15 protein-coding genes and 1 riboswitch are annotated in these 18764 nt (G+C 74.3%); of the genes, 3 read left to right on the top strand and 12 right to left on the bottom strand.

What is annotated here, in order from left to right; genetic code table 11:
- Window positions 1–52: 52 nt before the first annotated feature.
- The 6 genes from AB0O91_RS05255 to AB0O91_RS05280 form a co-directional block, all read right to left on the bottom strand.
- Window positions 53–595 (bottom strand): AAA family ATPase, encoded by a 543-nt coding sequence (locus AB0O91_RS05255; RefSeq protein WP_363428039.1) that lies wholly within the window; start codon window positions 593–595, stop codon window positions 53–55.
- A gap of 106 nt (window positions 596–701) precedes the next feature.
- Entirely contained in the window at window positions 702–2072 is a 1371-nt protein-coding gene (locus AB0O91_RS05260) for a cobyrinate a,c-diamide synthase (RefSeq protein ID WP_363428041.1), read from the bottom strand.
- Window positions 2073–2141: 69 nt separating this feature from the next.
- Window positions 2142–2747 carry a cob(I)yrinic acid a,c-diamide adenosyltransferase gene (gene cobO, locus AB0O91_RS05265; RefSeq protein ID WP_363428043.1) on the bottom strand — a complete coding sequence of 202 codons (606 nt, stop codon included), beginning with the start codon at window positions 2745–2747 and terminating at the stop codon, window positions 2142–2144.
- A gap of 6 nt (window positions 2748–2753) precedes the next feature.
- Complete coding sequence (locus AB0O91_RS05270) at window positions 2754–4844, bottom strand: putative cobaltochelatase (protein WP_363428045.1); 2091 nt, start codon at window positions 4842–4844, stop codon at window positions 2754–2756.
- Window positions 4841–6355, bottom strand: coding sequence for a cobyric acid synthase (locus tag AB0O91_RS05275; protein WP_363428047.1), 1515 nt, complete (start codon window positions 6353–6355; stop codon window positions 4841–4843). Before AB0O91_RS05275 ends, AB0O91_RS05270 begins: the two co-directional genes overlap by 4 nt.
- Entirely contained in the window at window positions 6352–7317 is a 966-nt protein-coding gene (locus AB0O91_RS05280) for a cobalamin biosynthesis protein (protein WP_363428049.1), read from the bottom strand. The genes AB0O91_RS05275 and AB0O91_RS05280 overlap by 4 nt, the downstream gene beginning before the upstream one ends.
- Before the next feature lie 98 nt (window positions 7318–7415).
- Window positions 7416–7546, bottom strand: a riboswitch (cobalamin riboswitch).
- A gap of 194 nt (window positions 7547–7740) precedes the next feature.
- On the opposite strand from AB0O91_RS05280, the gene AB0O91_RS05285 reads away from it, so the two are divergent.
- From AB0O91_RS05285 to AB0O91_RS05295, 3 genes are all read left to right on the top strand, one after another.
- Window positions 7741–8433 carry a transcriptional regulator gene (locus AB0O91_RS05285; protein WP_363428051.1) on the top strand — a complete coding sequence of 231 codons (693 nt, stop codon included), beginning with the start codon at window positions 7741–7743 and terminating at the stop codon, window positions 8431–8433.
- A gap of 133 nt (window positions 8434–8566) precedes the next feature.
- Complete coding sequence (locus AB0O91_RS05290; RefSeq protein ID WP_363428053.1) at window positions 8567–9688, top strand: hypothetical protein; 1122 nt, start codon at window positions 8567–8569, stop codon at window positions 9686–9688.
- A 628-nt stretch (window positions 9689–10316) separates the two neighbouring features.
- Window positions 10317–11642 (top strand): hypothetical protein, encoded by a 1326-nt coding sequence (locus AB0O91_RS05295; RefSeq protein ID WP_363428055.1) that lies wholly within the window; start codon window positions 10317–10319, stop codon window positions 11640–11642.
- 66 nt (window positions 11643–11708) lie between these two features.
- Here the strand turns inward: AB0O91_RS05295 and AB0O91_RS05300 are convergent, their stop codons facing one another.
- The 6 genes from AB0O91_RS05300 to AB0O91_RS05325 form a co-directional block, all read right to left on the bottom strand.
- Window positions 11709–12533: a CDP-alcohol phosphatidyltransferase family protein gene (locus AB0O91_RS05300; protein ID WP_223242114.1), complete on the bottom strand. Its 825-nt coding sequence runs from the start codon at window positions 12531–12533 to the stop codon at window positions 11709–11711.
- Between the two features lie 40 nt (window positions 12534–12573).
- Complete coding sequence (locus tag AB0O91_RS05305; RefSeq protein ID WP_363428057.1) at window positions 12574–13266, bottom strand: phosphatidylserine decarboxylase; 693 nt, start codon at window positions 13264–13266, stop codon at window positions 12574–12576.
- Window positions 13267–13785: 519 nt separating this feature from the next.
- Window positions 13786–14988 (bottom strand): acyl-CoA dehydrogenase family protein, encoded by a 1203-nt coding sequence (locus AB0O91_RS05310; protein WP_363428059.1) that lies wholly within the window; start codon window positions 14986–14988, stop codon window positions 13786–13788.
- Window positions 14989–15176: 188 nt separating this feature from the next.
- Complete coding sequence (locus AB0O91_RS05315) at window positions 15177–15680, bottom strand: MaoC family dehydratase (RefSeq protein WP_363428061.1); 504 nt, start codon at window positions 15678–15680, stop codon at window positions 15177–15179.
- A gap of 10 nt (window positions 15681–15690) precedes the next feature.
- A complete protein-coding gene (locus tag AB0O91_RS05320; RefSeq protein WP_363428063.1) occupies window positions 15691–16698 on the bottom strand; it encodes a CoA ester lyase in 1008 nt (335 codons plus the stop codon).
- 27 nt (window positions 16699–16725) lie between these two features.
- Window positions 16726–18756 (bottom strand): protein meaA, encoded by a 2031-nt coding sequence (locus AB0O91_RS05325; RefSeq protein ID WP_363428065.1) that lies wholly within the window; start codon window positions 18754–18756, stop codon window positions 16726–16728.
- Between the last annotated feature and the right edge of the window lie 8 nt (window positions 18757–18764).

Consider the following 18764-nt stretch of genomic DNA (forward strand, 5'->3'; position numbering starts at 1 on the left):
CCGGGTCACTCGCCCGGCCCGCTCCGCGCCCGGCCGCCCGGCGCGCGCCCGCTCAGCCCCCGGCCGCCACCCGCGCCAGGACGAGCCCCGCGCAGTCCTCCACCGAGGCCGTCGAGCTGTCGACCACCAGGTCGTACCCGACGCCCTCGTGCACCGACTCGGCCTGCGCGGCGGCCATTCCGCCGACCCGGTCACCGCGCGCGGCCTCCCGGGCGGCGGCCACCGCCGGGTCGCAGCGGACGCCGACCCAGAGCACGTCCAGGCCGTCCAGCGCCGCGCGCCACCGCTGCTGCGAGGCGGCGCCGCCGAGGAACACCTCGTCCACCACGATCCGGGCCCCGGCCCGGGCCATCGCCGCGACGCCCAGCGTCCAGGCGGCGTCCAGCCGGGCGAAGGCCGGGCCGACCTCCACCGTGCCGTCCCCACCGGTCAGCCCGCCGATGCCGTCGTCGCCGCCGAGCAGCCACGGCGGCAGCGCGGCCACCAGGGTGTCCGTGCCGAGGTGCAGCCAGGGCTCCGGCAGCAGCTCCTGGAGCCGCCGGGCGAGGCTGGACTTTCCTGAACTGGAGCCGCCGTTGAGGACGATCACGTGCATGGGCGCATCCTAGAGGCGCGCACCACACCCGGCCCCGGCATGTGACGGCCCGCGCCGACGCCTGGCGTTCAGCCCCCGGCGCCTCAGCGCCCCGGCCCCGGCGCTCTCAGCGCCCCGCGCCGAACGCCGCCGCGGCCGCCGCGAAGGAGGCGGCCAGCCCGGGCGCCCCGGCCCAGTGCAGGTGCAGGTAGGAGGCGTGCACCCGGCCCGCGACGAAGCCCTCGGTGTGCGGCCCGGTCGGCAGTCGCCAGCCCCAGGCGGGGAGTTCACCGGCGCCCGGCTCGCAGACCGTGCGGTGGAACTCGTGCCCGCGCAGCCGGGTGCCGGCCGGGGCGAGCGGGGAGTCGTGCAGGGCGACGGCCTCCCGGTAGCCGAGGGTGAGCCGTTCGGTCATCCGGGCGGTGGTGTCCAGCACCCCGCACATCGGCAGGCCGTCCAACTCCCGCCCCAGGTACAGCAGCCCGGCGCACTCGGCGGCGATCGGCCCGCCCGCGGCGGCGAACGAGGCGATCGCGGCGCGCAGCGCGGCGTTCCCGCTCAACTCCCGTACGTACAGCTCCGGGAAGCCGCCGCCGACGACCAGCCCGGTGGTGCCCGTCGGCAGCGCGGAGGCGTGCAGCGGGTCGAACGGGACCACCTCCGCGCCCGCCGCGCCGAGCAGTTCGGCGTTCTCGGCGTACGAGAAGGAGAACGCCGCACCGCCCGCCACCGCGATCCGCGGCCGTCCGGCGACCGGTGTCACCTCGGCTGTCGGGTCCCACGGTTCGGCGTCCAGGTCCGGTGCGGTGCGCGCGAGTTCGAGCAGGGCGTCCAGGTCCACCGAGGAGCCGACCAGGTCGCCCATGTCCGCGACGGCCCGCAGCGCCTGTTCCGAGCGCTCCACCGCCGGAATCAGCCCGAGGTGCCGGGACGGCGTGGCCACGGCCGCCGAGCGCCGCAGCGCGCCCAGCACGGGCACCCCGGAGCCCTCCTCCAGGGCCTCGCGCAGCAGGTGCTCGTGCCGGTCCGAGGCGACCCGGTTGAGGATCACCCCGGCCAGCCGCACCTGCGGGTCCCAGGAGGCGAAGCCGTGCACCAGCGCGGCCACCGAGCGGGACTGCGAGGAACCGTCCACGACCAGCACCACGGGCGCCCGCAGCAGCTTGGCGACGTGCGCGGTGGACGCCAGTTCCCCGCGCCCGGAGGCCCCGTCGAACAGGCCCATGACGCCCTCGACCACCGCGACGTCCGCCCCCGCCGCGCCGTGCAGGAACAGCGGCGCGATCCGCTCCGGCCCGCACATGAAGGCGTCCAGGTTGCGGCCCGGACGCCCGGCGGCGAGCGCGTGGTAGCCCGGGTCGATGTAGTCCGGGCCGACCTTGTGCGGCGACACCGCCAGCCCGCGCCCGGCGAGCGCCGCGATCAGGCCGGTGGCGACGGTGGTCTTGCCGGCGCCGGAGGAGGGCGCGGCGACGACGAGGCGGGGGATGCTGCTCAAGGACTCAGGACTCCGGGCTCAGGACTACCACTCGACGGACCAGCGCTCGACGGAACGCCGCCCGACGGACTACCACTCGATGCCGCGCTGGCCCTTGCGGCCGGCGTCCATCGGGTGCTTGACCTTGGTCATCTCGGTGACCAGGTCGGCGGCTTCGGTCAGCGCCTCGGGCGCGTACCGGCCGGTGATCACCACGTGCTGGCTGCCCGGGCGGTCCCGGAGCACGGCGACGACCTCCGCCGGATCGATCCACCCCCAGTGCATCGGGTAGGTGAACTCGTCCAGCACGTAGAAGCGGTAGGTCTCGGCCGCGAGGTCACGCTTGACCTGCTCCCAGCCCTCCTTGGCCGCCTCCTCGCTGGTCATCTCCTGCTCGGCCGAGCGCTGGATCCAGGACCAGCCGGAGCCCATCTTGTGCCAGTCGACGCTGCCGCCCTCGCCGGAGGCGCCGAGCACGCGCAGCGCGTTCTCCTCGCCGACCTTCCACTTGGCGGACTTCACGAACTGGAACACCCCGACCGACCAGCCCTGGTTCCAGGCCCGCAGGGCCATCCCGAAGGCCGCCGTGGACTTGCCCTTCCCGGGGCCGGTGTGCACGGCGGTGATCGGCTGGGTGCGGCGCTGGCGGGTGGTCAGGCCGTCGTCGGGAACGCTCTCGGGGACACCCTTGGGCATGTCGGCTCAGGCCGCCTTTCGCATCGAAGTCGTGTGGGTCGCAGCGCGGTTGGCACGGACGAGCGAGGCCACGCCCTCCGCGCGCAGCTCGTCCAGGCTGACGGCGCTGCCGCCGAGCAGCCCGGCGAGGGTGCGGGCCAGGCCCAGCCGGACCGGCCCGGACTCGCAGTCCAGCACCACGCTCGCGGTGCCCTGGGCGGCGAACAGCGCGGCCGCGCGGTGCGAGCGGGCGAGCGCGTCGCGTCCACCGGTGGCCCGGCCGTCGGTCACCACGACCAGCAGCGGGCGCCGGTTCGGATCGCGCAGCCGTTCCACCCGCAGCACCTCGTGGGCGCGCAGCAGGCCGGCCGCCAGCGGGGTGCGCCCGCCGGTGGGCAGCGTCTCCAGACGGGCGGCGCCGACCTCGACCGAGGAGGTGGGCGGCAGCGCCAGCTCGGCGCCCGTGCCGCGGAAGGTGATCATGCCGATCTTGTCCCGGCGCTGGTAGGCGTCCATCAGCAGCGACAGCACCGCGCCCTTGACGGCGGTCATCCGCTGCCGGGCGGCCATCGAGCCGGAGGCGTCCACCACGAACAGGACCAGGTTGGACTCCCGGCCCTGGCGCACCTGTTCGCGGAAGTCGTCCTTGTGCAGCACCAGCGCCCGGCCGGCCCGCCCGCGCGCCACCTGGTGCGGCGCGGCGGCCTGGAGGGTCGCGGTCAGGTGCAGCCGGCTCAGCGTGCCCTGCGGGCGGCGGGCCCGGACGGTGTGTCCGCCGGTGGTCTCGGCGGGGGAGCGGCGCCCCTGGGCGCCGTGGCCGGTGCCCTGCACGGTGAACAGCTTGGTCCGGTACGGGTCCCCGGCCGCGACCGGCGCCGACTCCCGGGCGGGGGAGGGGTGTTGGGCCGGGACGGGCTGCGGAGCGGGCTCCTCGGGAGCCGCGGTGCCGGTGTCCTCGGGAGCCGACGGCTCGGGCGCGCCGCCGCCGTCCGGCCCGCCGTCCGGTCCACCGTCCGGACCGCCGCCGTCGGGGCCGTCGTCGGGCCCGTCGTTCCCGTCCGGACCGTCGCCCTCACCCTCGGGCTCCGGCTCCGGGTCGTCCGGCTGCGCGTGCTCCTCCAGCGTCCGGTCCAACTGCTCCTCGTCCAGCCCCGGGGCGTCGAACGGGTTGCGCCGGCGCCGGTGCGGCAGGGCCAGCTGGGCGGCCTTGCGGACGTCCTCCTCCAGCACCTCCGTCCGCCCCGCCCAGGCGGCCAGCGCGACCGCGGTGCGGGCCATCACGATGTCCGCGCGCAGCCCGTCCACCTCGAATGCCGCGCAGACCGCGGTGATCTGACGCAGCGCCACATCGGTCAGCTCGACCTTGGGCAGCAACTCCCGTGCCGCGGTGATGTGTTCGGCGAGCTCCCGCTCCTCCGCGGCGAACCGTGCGGCGAACGAGGACGGGTCCGCGTCGTACGCCAGCCGCCGCCGGACCACCTCGGCGCGCTCGGCCGGGTCCCGGGTGGCGGCGATCTCGACGGTCAGGCCGAAGCGGTCGAGCAGCTGCGGCCGCAGCTCGCCCTCCTCCGGGTTCATCGTGCCGACCAGCAGGAACCGGGCCGCGTGCCGCACCGACACGCCCTCACGCTCGACGTACGAGCGGCCCATCGCGGCGGCGTCCAGCAGCAGGTCCACCACGTGGTCCTGGAGCAGGTTGACCTCGTCGATGTACAGCACGCCGCGGTGCGCCCTGGCCAGCAGTCCCGGCTCGTAGGCCTTGACGCCCTCGGCCAGCGCGCGCTCCAGGTCGAGCGAGCCGACGATCCGGTCCTCGGCCACGCCGACCGGCAACTCGACCAGCTGGGACGGGCGTTCATGGCTCGTCGGGGCGTCGTGCGGCCCGTCCGGGCACTGCGGGTCCGGCGCGGCCGGGTCGCAGGCGAAGCGGCAGCCGTCCACGGCGGCGATGGAGGGCAGCAGCCCGGCCAGCGCGCGCACCATGGTCGACTTGGCGGTGCCCTTCTCGCCGCGCACCAGCACGCCGCCCACGGCCGGTGAGACCGCGTTCAGCAGCAGCCCGAGCCGCAGGTCGGACATGCCGACGATCGCGGTGAACGGATAGCGGACGTCACTCATGCGTCACTCCCAGGTGCCCCGGGCGGGAGGAACGGCAGCGTTCCCGCCGCCGGCACCCCGCCCTCGATCAGCTTCCACAGCGCGTCGGTGTCCGCGTGCTCCTCGATCAGGTCGCCCAGCCGGTCCAGCCGGGCCTCGCGCGCCGCGGCGAACGAGGTGTCCGGCGCCGGGACGAACGCCCGCCCGGCCGACTCGGCGACCTCGCGCAGGAGTTCGCGGCGGAAGCCGTCGTTCTCCAGCGCGCCGTGCCAGGTGGTGCCCCGTACCGAGCCGACCCGGCAGCCGTCCAGGAACGCTTCACCGCCGTCGACCGTCACCACCCCGTGGTGGATCTCGTAGCCCTCGACCCGCTGCCCGTACGCCTCGCCGACCGGCCGCGCCAGCACCTTCTCGACGCCGAAGCGGACCACGGCCGGCAGCAGTCCGAGCCCGGCCACGACGCCCGCCCCGGACTCCACCTCGTCCTCGATCGAGCGCGCCAGCATCTGGTAGCCGCCGCACACCCCGAGGATCGGCAGCCCGGCCGCCGCCCGTGCCTTCAGGGCCGGTTCCAGGCCGCGCTCGCGCAGCCAGGCGAGGTCGGCGACGGTGGCCCGGGTGCCGGGCAGCACCACCAGGTCGGCGTCGGCCAGCTCCTCCGGCCGGGTCGCCCAGCGCACCAGCACGCCCGGCTCCTGCGCCAGCGCGTCCAGGTCGGTGAAGTTGGACAGGCGGGGGAAGCGCACCACGGCCACCCGCAGCACGTCGGCCCCGTACGGCCCGGGCCCGTCCACCCGGTCCACCACGGTCGACAGGTCCAACGAGTCCTCGGCGTCCAGCCACAGGCCCGGCAGCATCGGCAGGGTGCCCAGCACCGGACGGCCGGTCAGCTCGTGCAGCATCTCCAGCCCGGGCGCCAGCAGCCGGGCGTCGCCGCGGAACTTGTTGACGAACCAGCCCGCCACGTGCCGCTGGTCCTCCGCCGACAGCAGCGCCAGCGTCCCGTACATCGCCGCGAAGACCCCGCCGCGGTCGATGTCCCCGACCACCACCACCGGCAGCGCGGCGGCCGTGGCCAGGCCCATGTTGGCGATGTCCCGGTCGCGCAGGTTGATCTCGGCGGGCGAGCCGGCGCCCTCGCAGACCACCACGTCGTAGCGGTCGCGCAGGTCCGCCAGGCACTCCAGGGCGCGCTCCAGCAGGACCGGCTTGCGCTCGCGGTAGTCCAGCGCGCCCACCTCGGCGACCGGCCGGCCCAGCAGCACCACCTGACTGCGGCCGTTGGCGCCGGGCTTCAGCAGCACCGGGTTCATCGCCGCCTCCGGCTCCACCCGGGCGGCCTGCGCCTGCATCGCCTGGGCCCGGCCGATCTCGGCACCGTCGGCGGTGACGAAGGAGTTCAGCGACATGTTCTGCGCCTTGAACGGCGCGACCCGCACGCCCTGGCGGACCAGCCAGCGGCAGATCCCGGCCGTCACCACGCTCTTGCCCGCGTCCGAGGTCGTCCCCGCGACCAGCAGCGCGTTGCTCATGCCCCACCCCTCCTCTTCCACAACGCCCGCAGCAGGACGTGCCCCGCGACCGTCGTACCCAGCGCCAGCACGCCCACCCGCCGGGACAGCGTGCAGGCCCGCTCGATGTCGTCCACCGTCACCGGCCGCAGCTCCGCGCCCAGCACCGGCCGGTGCTCCACCCGCTCCCCGTACTGCAGCGTCCCGCCCAGCCGGACGCCCACCGCGCCCGCGAAGGCCGACTCGGCCTGGCCCGCGTTCGGGCTCGGGTGCGCGGAGCCGTCCCGGCGCCAGACCCGCCAGGCGGTGCGCGGCTCGGGCGCGGCGGCCACCGTCAGCAGCGCCGTCAGCCGGGCACCCGGCCAGCCCGCCACGTCGTCCAGCCGGGCCGAGGCCCAGCCGAACCGGGCGTACCGGGGGGAGCGGTGGCCCACCATGGCGTCCAGGGTGTTCACCGCGCGGAAGGCCAGCAGCCCCGGCGTGCCCGCCAGGGCGCCCCAGGCCAGCGCGTTCACCACGGCGTCGGCGGTGTTCTCGGCCACCGACTCGACCACCGCCCGGGCGATCTGCTGCCCGTCCAGCGCGCTCGGATCCCGCCCGCACAGGTGCGGCAGCCGCTCCCGGGCGGCCGTCAGGTCGCCCGCGGCGAGCGACCGTCCGACGGTGCGCGCCTCCCGGGTCAGCGAGGTGCCGCCGAGCACCGTCCAGGTCGCCGCGGCCGCCAGCGCCGCCCGGCCCGCCGGACGGCGTCCGACCGTACGGTCCAGGGCCACCGCGCCGGCCGCGACCGCGCCCACGCACAGCGCCGTGTACGCCGTCCCGGCCGTCCGGTCGTCGCGCCACAGGCGCCGCTCCAGCCGGCCCGCGGCACTGCCGAACAGGGCGACCGGATGGCCGCGGCGCGGGTCGCCGAACCGGGTGTCGGCGGCGTAGCCCGCGACCGCGCCCAGCGCGAAGGCGGCGGCCCGGGTCAGCGGGCGCACGGCGACGGGCAGCTCGGAGTCCGACGGGGCGGGGCAGCCTGCATCGCGTGGGTGTCCTCACTCAGGGTCCGCGCCCTGGATCGACGTACCGGCGGCGAGAGTCTCCTGGCTTCCGGGTCCGACGCACCCCCGGGCCTTCCAGCGGCTCCTGACGGCCCGCCGTGGCAATTCCGAGCGTGCTCCCCGGTGACAGTGGCGGGACCGCGCCGGACTCGCACCGGCTTCCTCTCCATGCCTCCGTTTGGCCACAGGATCCCATCACGCGCCCGTTCCGGGAGTCAACCGAGGTCACGGAGGGTTTGGTCACAGGAAGGGCCCGCTCCGGGCCTGTGCGATCGTCCGGTACCGCGCCGGACCGGACGGCCCCGCTTCGTGCGTTCGGAGGCTGGGGAGGCGCCGCCGGCCGCGCCTACGGTTCGGGCCATGCGCCGCAGAAAGCCAGCCGCCGTCGCCCCCGCCCCGGTGCCGTTCTCGCCGGGCGCCGCCCGCGCCCACCGGGCCGGCCTCGGGCTGACCCCCGAACAGGTCGCCGAGGGGATGGCCGCGCACGGCGTGCGGCTGCTCCCCGGCCACGTCTCGGCCTGGGAGGACGGGGTGCTGCACCCGGGGGAGGCCGAGCTGGTCGCGCTGGCCCGCGCCCTGTGGTGCCCCGTCGCCGGACTGATGGACGGCCGCCCGGCGAGCCTGCGCGACCACCGGCTCGCCCGGGAGCTGGGCCCGGAGACCGTGGCCGAACGGGTCGGCATGGCGCTGCCCGACTACCGGCGGGCCGAACTGACCGGCGAGTGGGACGGCGACCCGGACCGGACCCACGCCCTCGCCCAGGTGCTCGGCCTGCGGCTGACCGAACTGGTCGAGGCCACCGGCCGCGGCGAGGCCCTCGACCGGCTGCTGCGCCAGTGCGTCTCCGGCCGCTGGCAACCCCAGTTGCGGCCCATCGCCCGCCTCGTCCCCGTCTCCGAGGCGGACCTCGCCGCCGTCCTCCCCGTCCTCCACCAGGAACACCACGTCCCCACCCACTGGGGCACCACCGCCCACCCGCGCACCGCCGCCCCGCCCCTCACCCCCCGCTTCTGGCACCTCCTCAGCACCCGTGCCCTCGCCATCCCCGTCTGACCGCTCCGGCGCCACCGGTCCCACCGGTCCCACGCCGTCCCCCGGACGGGCCAGCCCGGTGGCCGGGGGTGCGGTGCGCCGGTGGACTGGTGCTCGAAAACCGTCCGGTCCGTGAAACAGAGCGGGGATCGAAATGCGTTGGGGAACCGCAGCCGTCGTGGCGGCCGCCGCCGCCGCGGGGGCCGCCGTGCTGGTGGTCGGCCGCCGGGCCTCCGAGCGGATGGTCCGGCCGGGGGCGGTGCCGGGGGCCGGAGGGTCGGACTCCGAGCCGGTACTGGTGCAGAGCCTGGCGGCCGGCCGGGTCACCTTCAACCGGCGCCCCGACAGCCTGCGGCCCGGCCGTTGGGCCGTGGAGTGGGCGGACGGCGGGCACGCGGTGGTCGAGGAGGTCCTGCACAGCGACGAGCAGGGCGTCACCCGGCGGCTGGTCCGGGCCGACCGGGGCACCCTCGCCCCCGGCACCGAGGTCCGCTTCACCCCGCGGGTGTACCTGGGCGACCCGACCGGGGCGCTCGGCCTGGCCTTCACCGACGCCGCCGCCGACGGCGAGCTCGGTCCGCTGCCCGCCTGGCGGCTCGCCGGCTCGCGCGGCACCTGGGCGATCCTGGTGCACGGCCCCGAGGCCGATCGCCAGCAGACCCTCCCGGTGCTGCCGGCGCTGCACCGCCTGGGCCTGCCCGTGCTGGCCGTCACCTACCGGGGCGACGAGGGTGCCCCGGCCTCGCCGGACGGCTACAGCCACTTCGGCGAGACGGAGTGGCGCGACATCGAGGCGGCGATGCGGCTGGCGCTCGACAGCGGCGCCGGCCGGGTGATCCTCTACGGCTGGTCGACGGGCGCGACCATGGTCCTCCAGACGGCGGCCCGCTCCGCCTGGGCCCACGCGATCCGCGGGATCGTCCTCGACTCGGTGGTCCTGGACCTGCCCGGCTCCGCCCGCCGGGACGCCGCCCGGGCGGGCTACACCGGGGTCGCCGCCGAGCTGGGCGCGCTGGCGGCGGAGGGCCGCACCGGTGTCGACCTCGCGGACTTCTCCCGCCTCGCCGAGGGCACGGACCTGCGCGTCCCGACCCTGGTGCTGCACAGCCCGGACGACCGGCTCGCGCCCATCGACACGGTGCAGCGGCTGGCGACGGCCCGCCACGACCTGGTGACCCTCCGACGGTTCCCGGGCGCCGAGCACGCCGCCCTCTGGAACTCCGCGCCGGACCACTACACCGAACTCCTGCGGCGCTGGCTCACCCCGTTGCTCTGACCTCTTCCGCCCCGAGTTCCGCCCCGAGTTCTGCCCCGAGGTAAAGTAAAGGGGCACAATTTGGCCCCTTGTCTCGCCCCAGCGAGCCCGCCCCGCCCCCTGGCACCACCCTGCTCCCGCCGCACCGGAAGTCGGACCGGCCGACTTCCGGTGCGCCGCCGTGCCCCGGCAGGCACATGCCATCTGGCCGGATCCCGACGTTCCGCTTCCGTCGCGCCCGCCCGCCCGGCGCCCCGCAGGACGCCGCCCCGGCACGGAACGTGACCGTTCGGACGGGCAGCGCGACGCCCGACCGCCACCCTGGCATGGTCCCGCCACACGTTTCCGGCCAGGCGGTTTGCCTCTGTTGCCCGATCTTGCCTGGGTCTCGCCGGGGCGCCGTGACGGGTCGAGCGGTCGTACGGACAACCGGATGTGACAGAAGGCCGGTACAAGGGGAAGACTGCTCGACGTGACGTCTCGGAACCCGCGCGACCGTGATGCCCCGCTCCCGCCGACGATCGGTACCGGTGCGACGGTGACCCGTCTCCCCGGTACGGCCCACCGGCCCGCCGGTGGCAGGCCGGGTGGGGCCGGTGTACCCCGGCGACGAGGGCCCGCGCCGGCGCCCGGCCGGGGCCGGGTTCCGGTGCCGGAGGGGTTCCCCGCGCCGGCCGAACTGGCGCCGCTGGCACGTCGGATGCTGGTGGACGCCGTCCGGATCGCCCGCTGGGCCGGGGAGCTCGCCGAGGTCGACAAGCGCGGCGAACTGCTCCCCGAGGACGCCCGGGCGGCCGGCCGGGCGCTGGCCATGACGGTCGGCGCCGCGGCCAAGGCCTGGGGCCAGGCGCTGCTGGTGGGCCTGGTCGAGGCCCGGGACGGCGGAGCCGGCCCCGGCTGGCGCCTGCACGCCTGGGAGCACGACGACGAGGCCGTGGTGCGCGGCTGGTCCGGGCTGTTCGACGCCTGGACGCTGCTCGCCCCGGTGCCGCCGGCCGCGCTGCGCGGGGTGTTCGCCGTGCTGGCCGGCCAGGCCGTGGACCAGGCTCCGCAACTGCTCTCCTTCCTGCACCTGGTGGACGGCCCGGTCGCCGAGAGCGAGCTGCTGGAGCTGCTGCGCCGCGGTCTGGACGAGCGCCGGGTCGGCGCGGGCCTGGGCACCCCGGGGCTGTCGCCGGTGCCGCACGCCGCCTCGGCGGTGTCCGCGGTGCGCGGCACCTGCCGGGCGCCGCAGATCGACACCCCGCCCGCGCCCTCCGACGTGGCCGCCGTCCTGGACTGGATGCTGGACGGCCTGGCGGCCGTGGGCGCCGTGCTGCGCCGGGACGACGCCGCCGAGCTGTCCCCGCTGGGGCACTGGGCGGTGCGGGCGAAGCTGGAGGAGATCTGCACGGTCGCCCAGACCGCGGCCGGGCACATCGAGCAGAGCGCCTACGAGCTGCTGAACGCCTGCGCGGACTACTCGCCGGGCCCGGCCCGGGCGGAGTTCCGCGCCTGGGTGGCGGCCCGTCCGGCGGACCGCGCGGTGGCCGAGCTGCTGGACGCCGCCCAGGGCGACGACGCACTGGTGCGCGGCCTGGCCTTCGAGGCGCTGCGGGTGGCCGGCGGTCCGGCCGAGCAGGCGGTGCGGGCCGCGGTGGACGAGAAGGTGCTGCGCCCGTACGCGCTGCTGTGGCTGGCCGAGCGGGCCGACGAGGGGGTCGCCCCGGCGGACGTGCTGGGCGCCGAGGACGCGGCGTGGCTGTGGGTGGACACCGCGGCCGCGGTGCTGGACCACGGCGAGACGGAGCTGCTGGTGGGTCACGTCGAGGGCGCCTCGGCGGGCGACCCGGTGCGGCTGTTCGCCCGGGCCCGGCAGTCGGGGCACCCGCGGGCGGCCTCGGTGCTGACGGCGGTCTCCGGGGTGCACCCGGACCCGGGCGTGGCCCGGGCGGCCCGCCGGTCGGCCTTCAGCGTGCACACCGGCGGGGCGTGACGGGAAGCGGAAACGGAAGGGCCCGGAACCGTCAGGTTCCGGGCCCTTCCGCGTACCGAACGGGGCTCAGCCGAGCCGCGACTCCGCCCGCCGGGCGCGGACGTCGCCGACCTTCTGCCCGACCTTGCGCCGGATGACCAGCAGCGGCGCCATCGCGGCGAGCGTGATCTGGGCGAAGGCGCCGACGTGCATCAGCGTGTCGCCGCCGGGCAGCCCGGTCGCCCAGGCGGCCAGGCAGCCGATCGCCACGACGACCCAGCAGAGCGTGGCGGTGGCCAGCAGCCCCTGCGGCTTCGGGTACTCGATCCGGCTGACCATGAGGTACGCGGCGCCGAAGATGGCGAGCAGACCGGGCAGGAACGGCGGGTCGAGCAGCACGATGGCGATGACCGTCATCGCGCCCATCGGACACGGCATGCCCTGGAACACCCCGGGCCGCATCTTGACGGCCGAGAAGCGGGCCAGCCGCAGCACCACCGCGAGCAGCACGGTCAGCGCGATCAGCGCCGAGAGCTTGGTGTTGGAGCCCTGGGAGACCATGCCCCAGACCGCGACGAAGTAGGCCGGCGCGATGCCGAAGCTGATCAGGTCGGCCAGGTTGTCCAGTTCCGCTCCGAGGGCGGAGGAGCGGAGCTTCCGCGCCACCAGGCCGTCGAAGAGGTCGCACATCGAGCCGATCAGCAGCAGCGTCACCGCGGTGGCGGCGCTGTGCCGGTCCGGAGCGGCGTCCGGATTGGTGATGTGCGGGACCAGGACCCCGGTGGTGATCGAGTAGATCGCCAGGAAGCCGCAGACGGCGTTCCCCAGGGTCAGGAAGTCGGCGGTGGACAGGTGCTGGGGGGAGCGCGGTGCCCGCAGCTCGCGGTCGCGCGCCCAGCGGCGACGGCGCAGGGCCGTCTCCTCGTCGTCCAGGCCGACGATTGTTTCAGGATCAGTCACGGTCAAGGCGCGTCACCCCGGCTGTGGTCTTCTGGCCGACCTCGACGCCGACCTCGACGCCGGCCGGCAGGTAGGTGTCGACCCGGGACCCGAACCGGATCAGACCGATCCGTTCGCCCTGCTCGACCTTGGTTCCGGCGGCCGTGTACGGCACGATGCGACGGGCCACGGCCCCCGCGATCTGCACCATCTCGATGTCGCCGAGCTCGGTGTCGAAGTGCCAGACGACCCGCTCGTTCTGGTCGCTGTCCTTGTTGAACGCGGGCACGAAGCCGCCCGCGACGTGCTCGACCGACGTCACCGTGCCCGGCAGGGGCGCCCGGTTGACGTGGACGTTCAGCGGGCTCATGAAGATCGCGACGCGGGTGCGGCCGTCCGGCCACGCGTCGATGCTCTGGACCACGCCGTCGGCGGGGGAGATCACTCTGCCCGTGCCGATCTCACGCTCGGGGTCGCGGAAGAACCACAGCATGCCCGCGCTCAGCGCGCAGGCCGGTACCGCCGCCAGGGCCCACTTGCCGTTGCGCCGGGTGAGGGCGGTGGTCACGGCGGCCGTGGCGAGGGTGGGGACGAACCAGGGGGTGGCTCCGCGCGCGATGGTCACGCGGGGTCGCCGACCGGCCGTCGGGGCGGCGAGGGCATCGCGGTCCGTGACGGAGGTGTGAGGGGACGGGCTGATGGGCATCGAAGACCTTTGTCGCGGGGGATCATGGCCGCTGGACGGGGGCCACCGCGGAATCGGTAATAGAGGGACGGCTTGCTGTCCCGGTGGATGCTATCGGGAGCACACGGTGGGTGGGCAACCCGCCTGCTCGTTCATGTGTCCGGCGGGAGCGCGTACACGCGCCCCACCTCTACGACCGTAGCTCGCCCCGGTCCGGTTCCCAAGGGACCGGACGCGGCTGGTGACTCTTGTCTCAGCCGGGTGGTGGACGGAACCCGAAGGGGGACACGGGCCGTACCGGGTGGACGTGGGTGCACGGAAGCGGCCGCAGGGCGCGTCGCTGCAGCTGTACGCCCTGCGGCCGCTGTCCGGAGGCCGTGCCGGACCCGGCGGACCAGGCCGGGTCCGTGGTGGGCACGGCGCTCTGCCGGGACGGGCCCGCACGCCCGTCGACCGGCGGTTCGGAGGGGGCCCGCCCGTCAATCCGGACGGCCCCGTGATCACTCCGACCCCCCGGTGCTCGACCGGGAGGCCGGGCGGTCATTCGGCGATCTTGTACTCCTCCAGGAGACGGCGTCCGACGATCATCTTCTGGATCTCCGCAGTTCCTTCACCGATGAGCAGCATCGGGGCCTCGCGGTAGAGCCGCTCGATCTCGTACTCCTTGGAGAAGCCGTAGCCGCCGTGGATCCGGAAGGCGTCCTCCACGACCTCCTTGCAGTACTCCGAGGCCAGGTACTTCGCCATGCCGGCCTCGAGGTCGTTGCGCTCGCCGCCGTCCTTCTTGCGGGCGGCCATCACCATCATCTGGTGGGCGGCCTCGACCTTGGTGGCCATCTCGGCGAGCTTGAACTGGATCGCCTGGTGCTCGGCGATCCGCTTGCCGAAGGTGGAGCGCTGCTGGGCGTAGGAGATGCCGAGCTCGAAGGCGCGGCGGGCGACCCCGCAGCCGCGGGCGGCGACGTTGACCCGGCCGACCTCGACGCCGTCCATCATCTGGTAGAAACCGCGGCCCGGGACGCCGCCGAGGACGCGGTTGGCCGGAATCCGCACGTCCTGGAGCACCAACTCGGTGGTGTCGACGCCCTTGTAGCCCATCTTCTCGATCTTCCCGGGCACGGTGAGGCCGGGGACGGTCGGGTTCGGGCCGAATCCGGCCGTCTTCTCGATCAGGAAGGTGGTCATGTTCCGGTACGGGGTGTCGGCGCCCTCGTCGGTCTTGCAGAGGACCGCGACCAGGGTGGAGGTGCCGCCGTTGGTGAGCCACATCTTCTGGCCGTTGAGGACGTAGGAATCCCCGTCCCGGACGCCCTTGGTGGAGATGGCGGCGACGTCGGAGCCGAGGCCGGGCTCGGACATCGAGAAGGCGCCGCGGATTTCGCCGGCGGCCATCCTCGGCAGGAAGTGGTCCTTCTGTTCCTGGGTGCCGTGGGCGTTGATCATGTGCGCCACGATGAAGTGGGTGTTGACGATGCCGGAGACCGACATCCAGCCGCGGGCGATCTCCTCGACCACTAGGGCGTAGGTGAGCAGGGACTCGCCCAGGCCGCCGTACTCCTCGGGGATGGTGAGGCCGAAGAGGCCGAGTTGCTTCATGCCCTCGACGATGGCGGTCGGGTACTCGTCCCGGTGCTCCAGCTCGGTCGCGACCGGGATGATCTCCTTGTCGACGAAATCCCGCACGGTGGCGAGGATGTCCCGCTGGATCTCGGTGAGGCCGTCGGTCTGTGCGAGGCGTCCCATCGTGCGGCTCCGGAATGTCTGAAAAAGGGCGGGGGGGGGGGATTTTCGGGGGCCCTGCCGGCGTGGCTGCGGCAGCAGGGCCCCCGACCGGGTGGGGGTCGGCCGATGACGGCGGCCTTCCCGTCCGGGGTATCGGCGGAGGCGGTCGCCCTATCAAGGGGTGCGGCCTCCGCGGACGGGGGAGCGGCTCAGGCGAGCGGCTCGGGGCGGCCGGGCTGCTCGCCGCCGCGCTCCTTGACGTACGTCGCGGTCGGCACCATCACCTTGCGGCGGAAGACGCAGACGACCGTGCCGTCCTGCTTGTAGCCCTTGGTCTCGACGTGGACGATGCCGCGGTCGTCCTTGGACTTGGACGGCCACTTGTCCAGGACGGTGGTCTCGCCGTACAGGGTGTCGCCGTGGAAGGTCGGCGCGATGTGGCGCAGCGACTCGATCTCCAGGTTGGCGATCGCCTTGCCGGAGACGTCCGGGACGGACATGCCGAGCAGCAGCGAGTAGACGTAGTTGCCCACCACCACGTTCCGGCCGAAGTCGGTGGTGTTCTCGGCGTAGTGGGTGTCCAGGTGGAGCGGGTGGTGGTTCATGGTGAGCAGGCAGAAGAGGTGGTCGTCGTACTCGGTGACGGTCTTCCCGGGCCAGTGCTTGTAGACCGCGCCGACCTCGAACTCCTCGTAGGTGCGTCCGAACTGCATGGCTCGGGCCTCAGCTTTCCGGGATCTCGAACTTGGTGGTGCGCTGCATGCCGGCGGCCCGGCCCTTGCCGGCGATGACCAGGGCCATCTTGCGGCTGGCCTCGTCGATCATCTCGTCGCCGAGCATCGCGGAGCCCTTGGCGCCGCCCGCCGCGGAGGTGCAGTAGTCGTAGGCGTCGAGGATCAGCTCGGCGTGGTCGTAGTCCTCCTGCGCGGGCGAGTAGATCTCGTTCGCGGCGGCGACCTGGTCCGGGTGCAGCACCCACTTGCCGTCGAAGCCGAGGGCGGCCGAGCGGCGGGCGACCTCGCGGTAGCCCTCCTGGTTGCGGATCTGGAGGTACGGGCCGTCGATCGCCTGGAGGTCGTTGGCGCGGGCGGCCATCAGGATCCGCATCAGGATGTAGTGGTAGGCGTCGGCGCCGTAGCCGGGCGGCTGCTCGCCGACCACCAGGGACTTCATGTTGATCGAGGCCATGAAGTCGGCGGGGCCGAAGATGATGGTCTCGAGCCGGGGCGAGGCCTCGGCGATGGCGTCGACGTTGATCAGGCCCTTGGCGTTCTCGATCTGCGCCTCGATGCCGATCCGGCCGACCTCGAAGCCCATGGTCTTCTCGATCTGGGTGAGCAGCAGGTCGAGCGCCTTGACCTGCTCGGCGTCCTGGACCTTGGGCAGCATGATGCAGTCGAGGTTGGGGCCGGCGCCCTCGACCACGGTGATCACGTCGCGGTAGGTCCAGTGGGTGGTCCAGTCGTTGACCCGGACGACGCGGGTCTTGCCGCTCCAGTCGCCGTTGTTCAGCGCGTCGACGATGAGGTGCCGGGCGCCCTCCTTGGCCAGCGGGGCGCAGGCGTCCTCCAGGTCGAGGAAGACCTGGTCGGCCGGCAGGCCCTGGGCCTTCTCCAGGAAGCGCGGGTTGCTGCCCGGTACGGCGAGGCAGGAGCGGCGCGGGCGCAGACGGTCGCGGCCGGCGGAGCCGCTCGGAAGAGGGGTGGTGGCGGCAGACGGGTGGGCAGTCATGAGGGTGGGTCTGTTCCTTCCCAGTGGTCAGCTGGTGGCCGCGGTCGGTGCGGGCGTCCACGGCTGGAGCCGGTTGGCCAGCCGGATCTCGTCCACGATCCGGCCGATGATGGTGGTGATGCCGAAGTCCTTCGGGGTGAACACGGCGGCGACGCCGGCGGCCTTGAGGGCCTCGCCGTCAGCTGCCGGGATGATGCCACCCACGATCACCGGGACATCCTCCACCCCCGCGCGGCGCAGCCGCTTCAGGACGTCCGGCACCAGCTCGGTGTGCGCGCCGGAGAGGATGGACAGCCCCACGCAGTGCACGTCCTCCGCCACGGCGGCGGAGACGATCTGCTCCGGGGTGAGCCGGATGCCCTGGTAGACCACCTCGAACCCGGCGTCGCGGGCCCGGACGGCGATCTGCTCGGCGCCGTTGGAGTGCCCGTCCAGGCCGGGCTTGCCGACCAGCAGGCGCAGCTTGCCGGCGCCCAGTTCCGCGGCGGTGGCGGCGACGGCGGCGCGGACCTGCTCCAGTTCCCCGCCCGGTTCGGCGGCGACCGCGACGGGCGCGCCGCCCACGCCGGTGGGGGCGCGGTACTCGCCGAACACCTCGCGCAGGGCGAAGGACCACTCGCCGGTGGTGACCCCGGCGCGGGCGCAGGCCAGGGTGGCCGGCATCAGGTTGGCCCCGGTGGCGGCGACCGTCTTGAGCCCGGCCAGCGCCTCCTGGGCGGCGGCCTCGTCGCGCTGTCCGCGCCAGGCCTCCAGGGCGGCCAGCACGGACTGCTCGGAGGCCGGGTCGACCACCATGATCGCGGTGTCGAGGTCGGCGGTGAGCGGGCTGGGCTCGGTGGTGTCGAAGCAGTTGACGCCGATGATCTTGTCCTCACCGGACTCGATCCGGGCCCGGCGGGCGGCGTGCGAGGCGACCAGGTTGGACTTGAGGTAGCCGGACTCGACGGCGGGTATGACCCCGCCCATCTCCAGCACCTTGGCGATCTCCGCCTCGGCGCCGGCCAGCAGTTCGTCGGTCTTGGCCTCGATCACCGCGGAGCCGTTGAAGAGGTCGCCGTACTCCAGCAGGTCCGACTCGTAGGCCAGCACCTGCTGGATGCGCAGCGACCACTGCTGGTCCCAGGGTCGGGGCAGGCCCAACGCCTCGTTCCAGGCGGGGAGTTGGACGGCCCGGGCGCGGGCGTCCCTGGACAGCGTGACGGCCAGCATCTCCAGCACGATCCGCTGGACGTTGTTCTCCGGCTGCGCCTCGGTCAGGCCCAGCGAGTTGACCTGGACGCCGTAGCGGAAGCGGCGCTGCTTCGGATCGGTGACGCCGTAGCGCTCCAGGGTGACCTTCTCCCAGAGCCGGGCGAAGGCGCGCATCTTGCACATCTCCTCGACGAAGCGCACGCCGGCGTTGACGAAGAAGGAGATCCGGGCGACCACGTCGCCCATCCGCTCGGCGGGCACCTGGCCGGAGTCGCGGACGGCGTCGAGCACCGAGATGGCGGTGCACATCGCGTAGGCGATCTCCTGGACGGGCGTGGCGCCCGCCTCCTGGAGGTGGTAGCTGCAGATGTTGATCGGGTTCCACTTGGGGATGTGGCCGACCGTGTAGGCGATCATGTCGGTGATCAGGCGCACCGACGGGCCGGGCGGGAAGACGTGCGTCCCGCGCGACAGGTACTCCTTGACGATGTCGTTCTGGGTGGTGCCGGTGAGCTTGGCGATGCCGGCGCCCTGCTCCTCGGCGACGACCTGGTAGAGCGCCAGCAGCCACATCGCGGTGGCGTTGATCGTCATGGAGGTGTTGGTCTGCTCGAGCGGGATGCCGTCGAACAGGGTGCGCATGTCGCCGACGTGGCCGACCGGGACGCCGACCCGGCCCACCTCGCCGCGGGCGAGGATGTGGTCGGAGTCGTAGCCGGTCTGGGTCGGCAGGTCGAAGGCGACGGACAGGCCGGTCTGGCCCTTCGCCAGGTTCCGCCGGTAGAGCGCGTTGGAGTCGCTCGCGGTGGAGTGGCCGGCGTAGGTGCGCATCAGCCAGGGTCGGTCGCGCTTCTGGGGCTCGGTCATCGGAGTGG

The organism is Kitasatospora sp. NPDC089797, assembly GCF_040684795.1.
Classification (GTDB): domain Bacteria; phylum Actinomycetota; class Actinomycetes; order Streptomycetales; family Streptomycetaceae; genus Kitasatospora.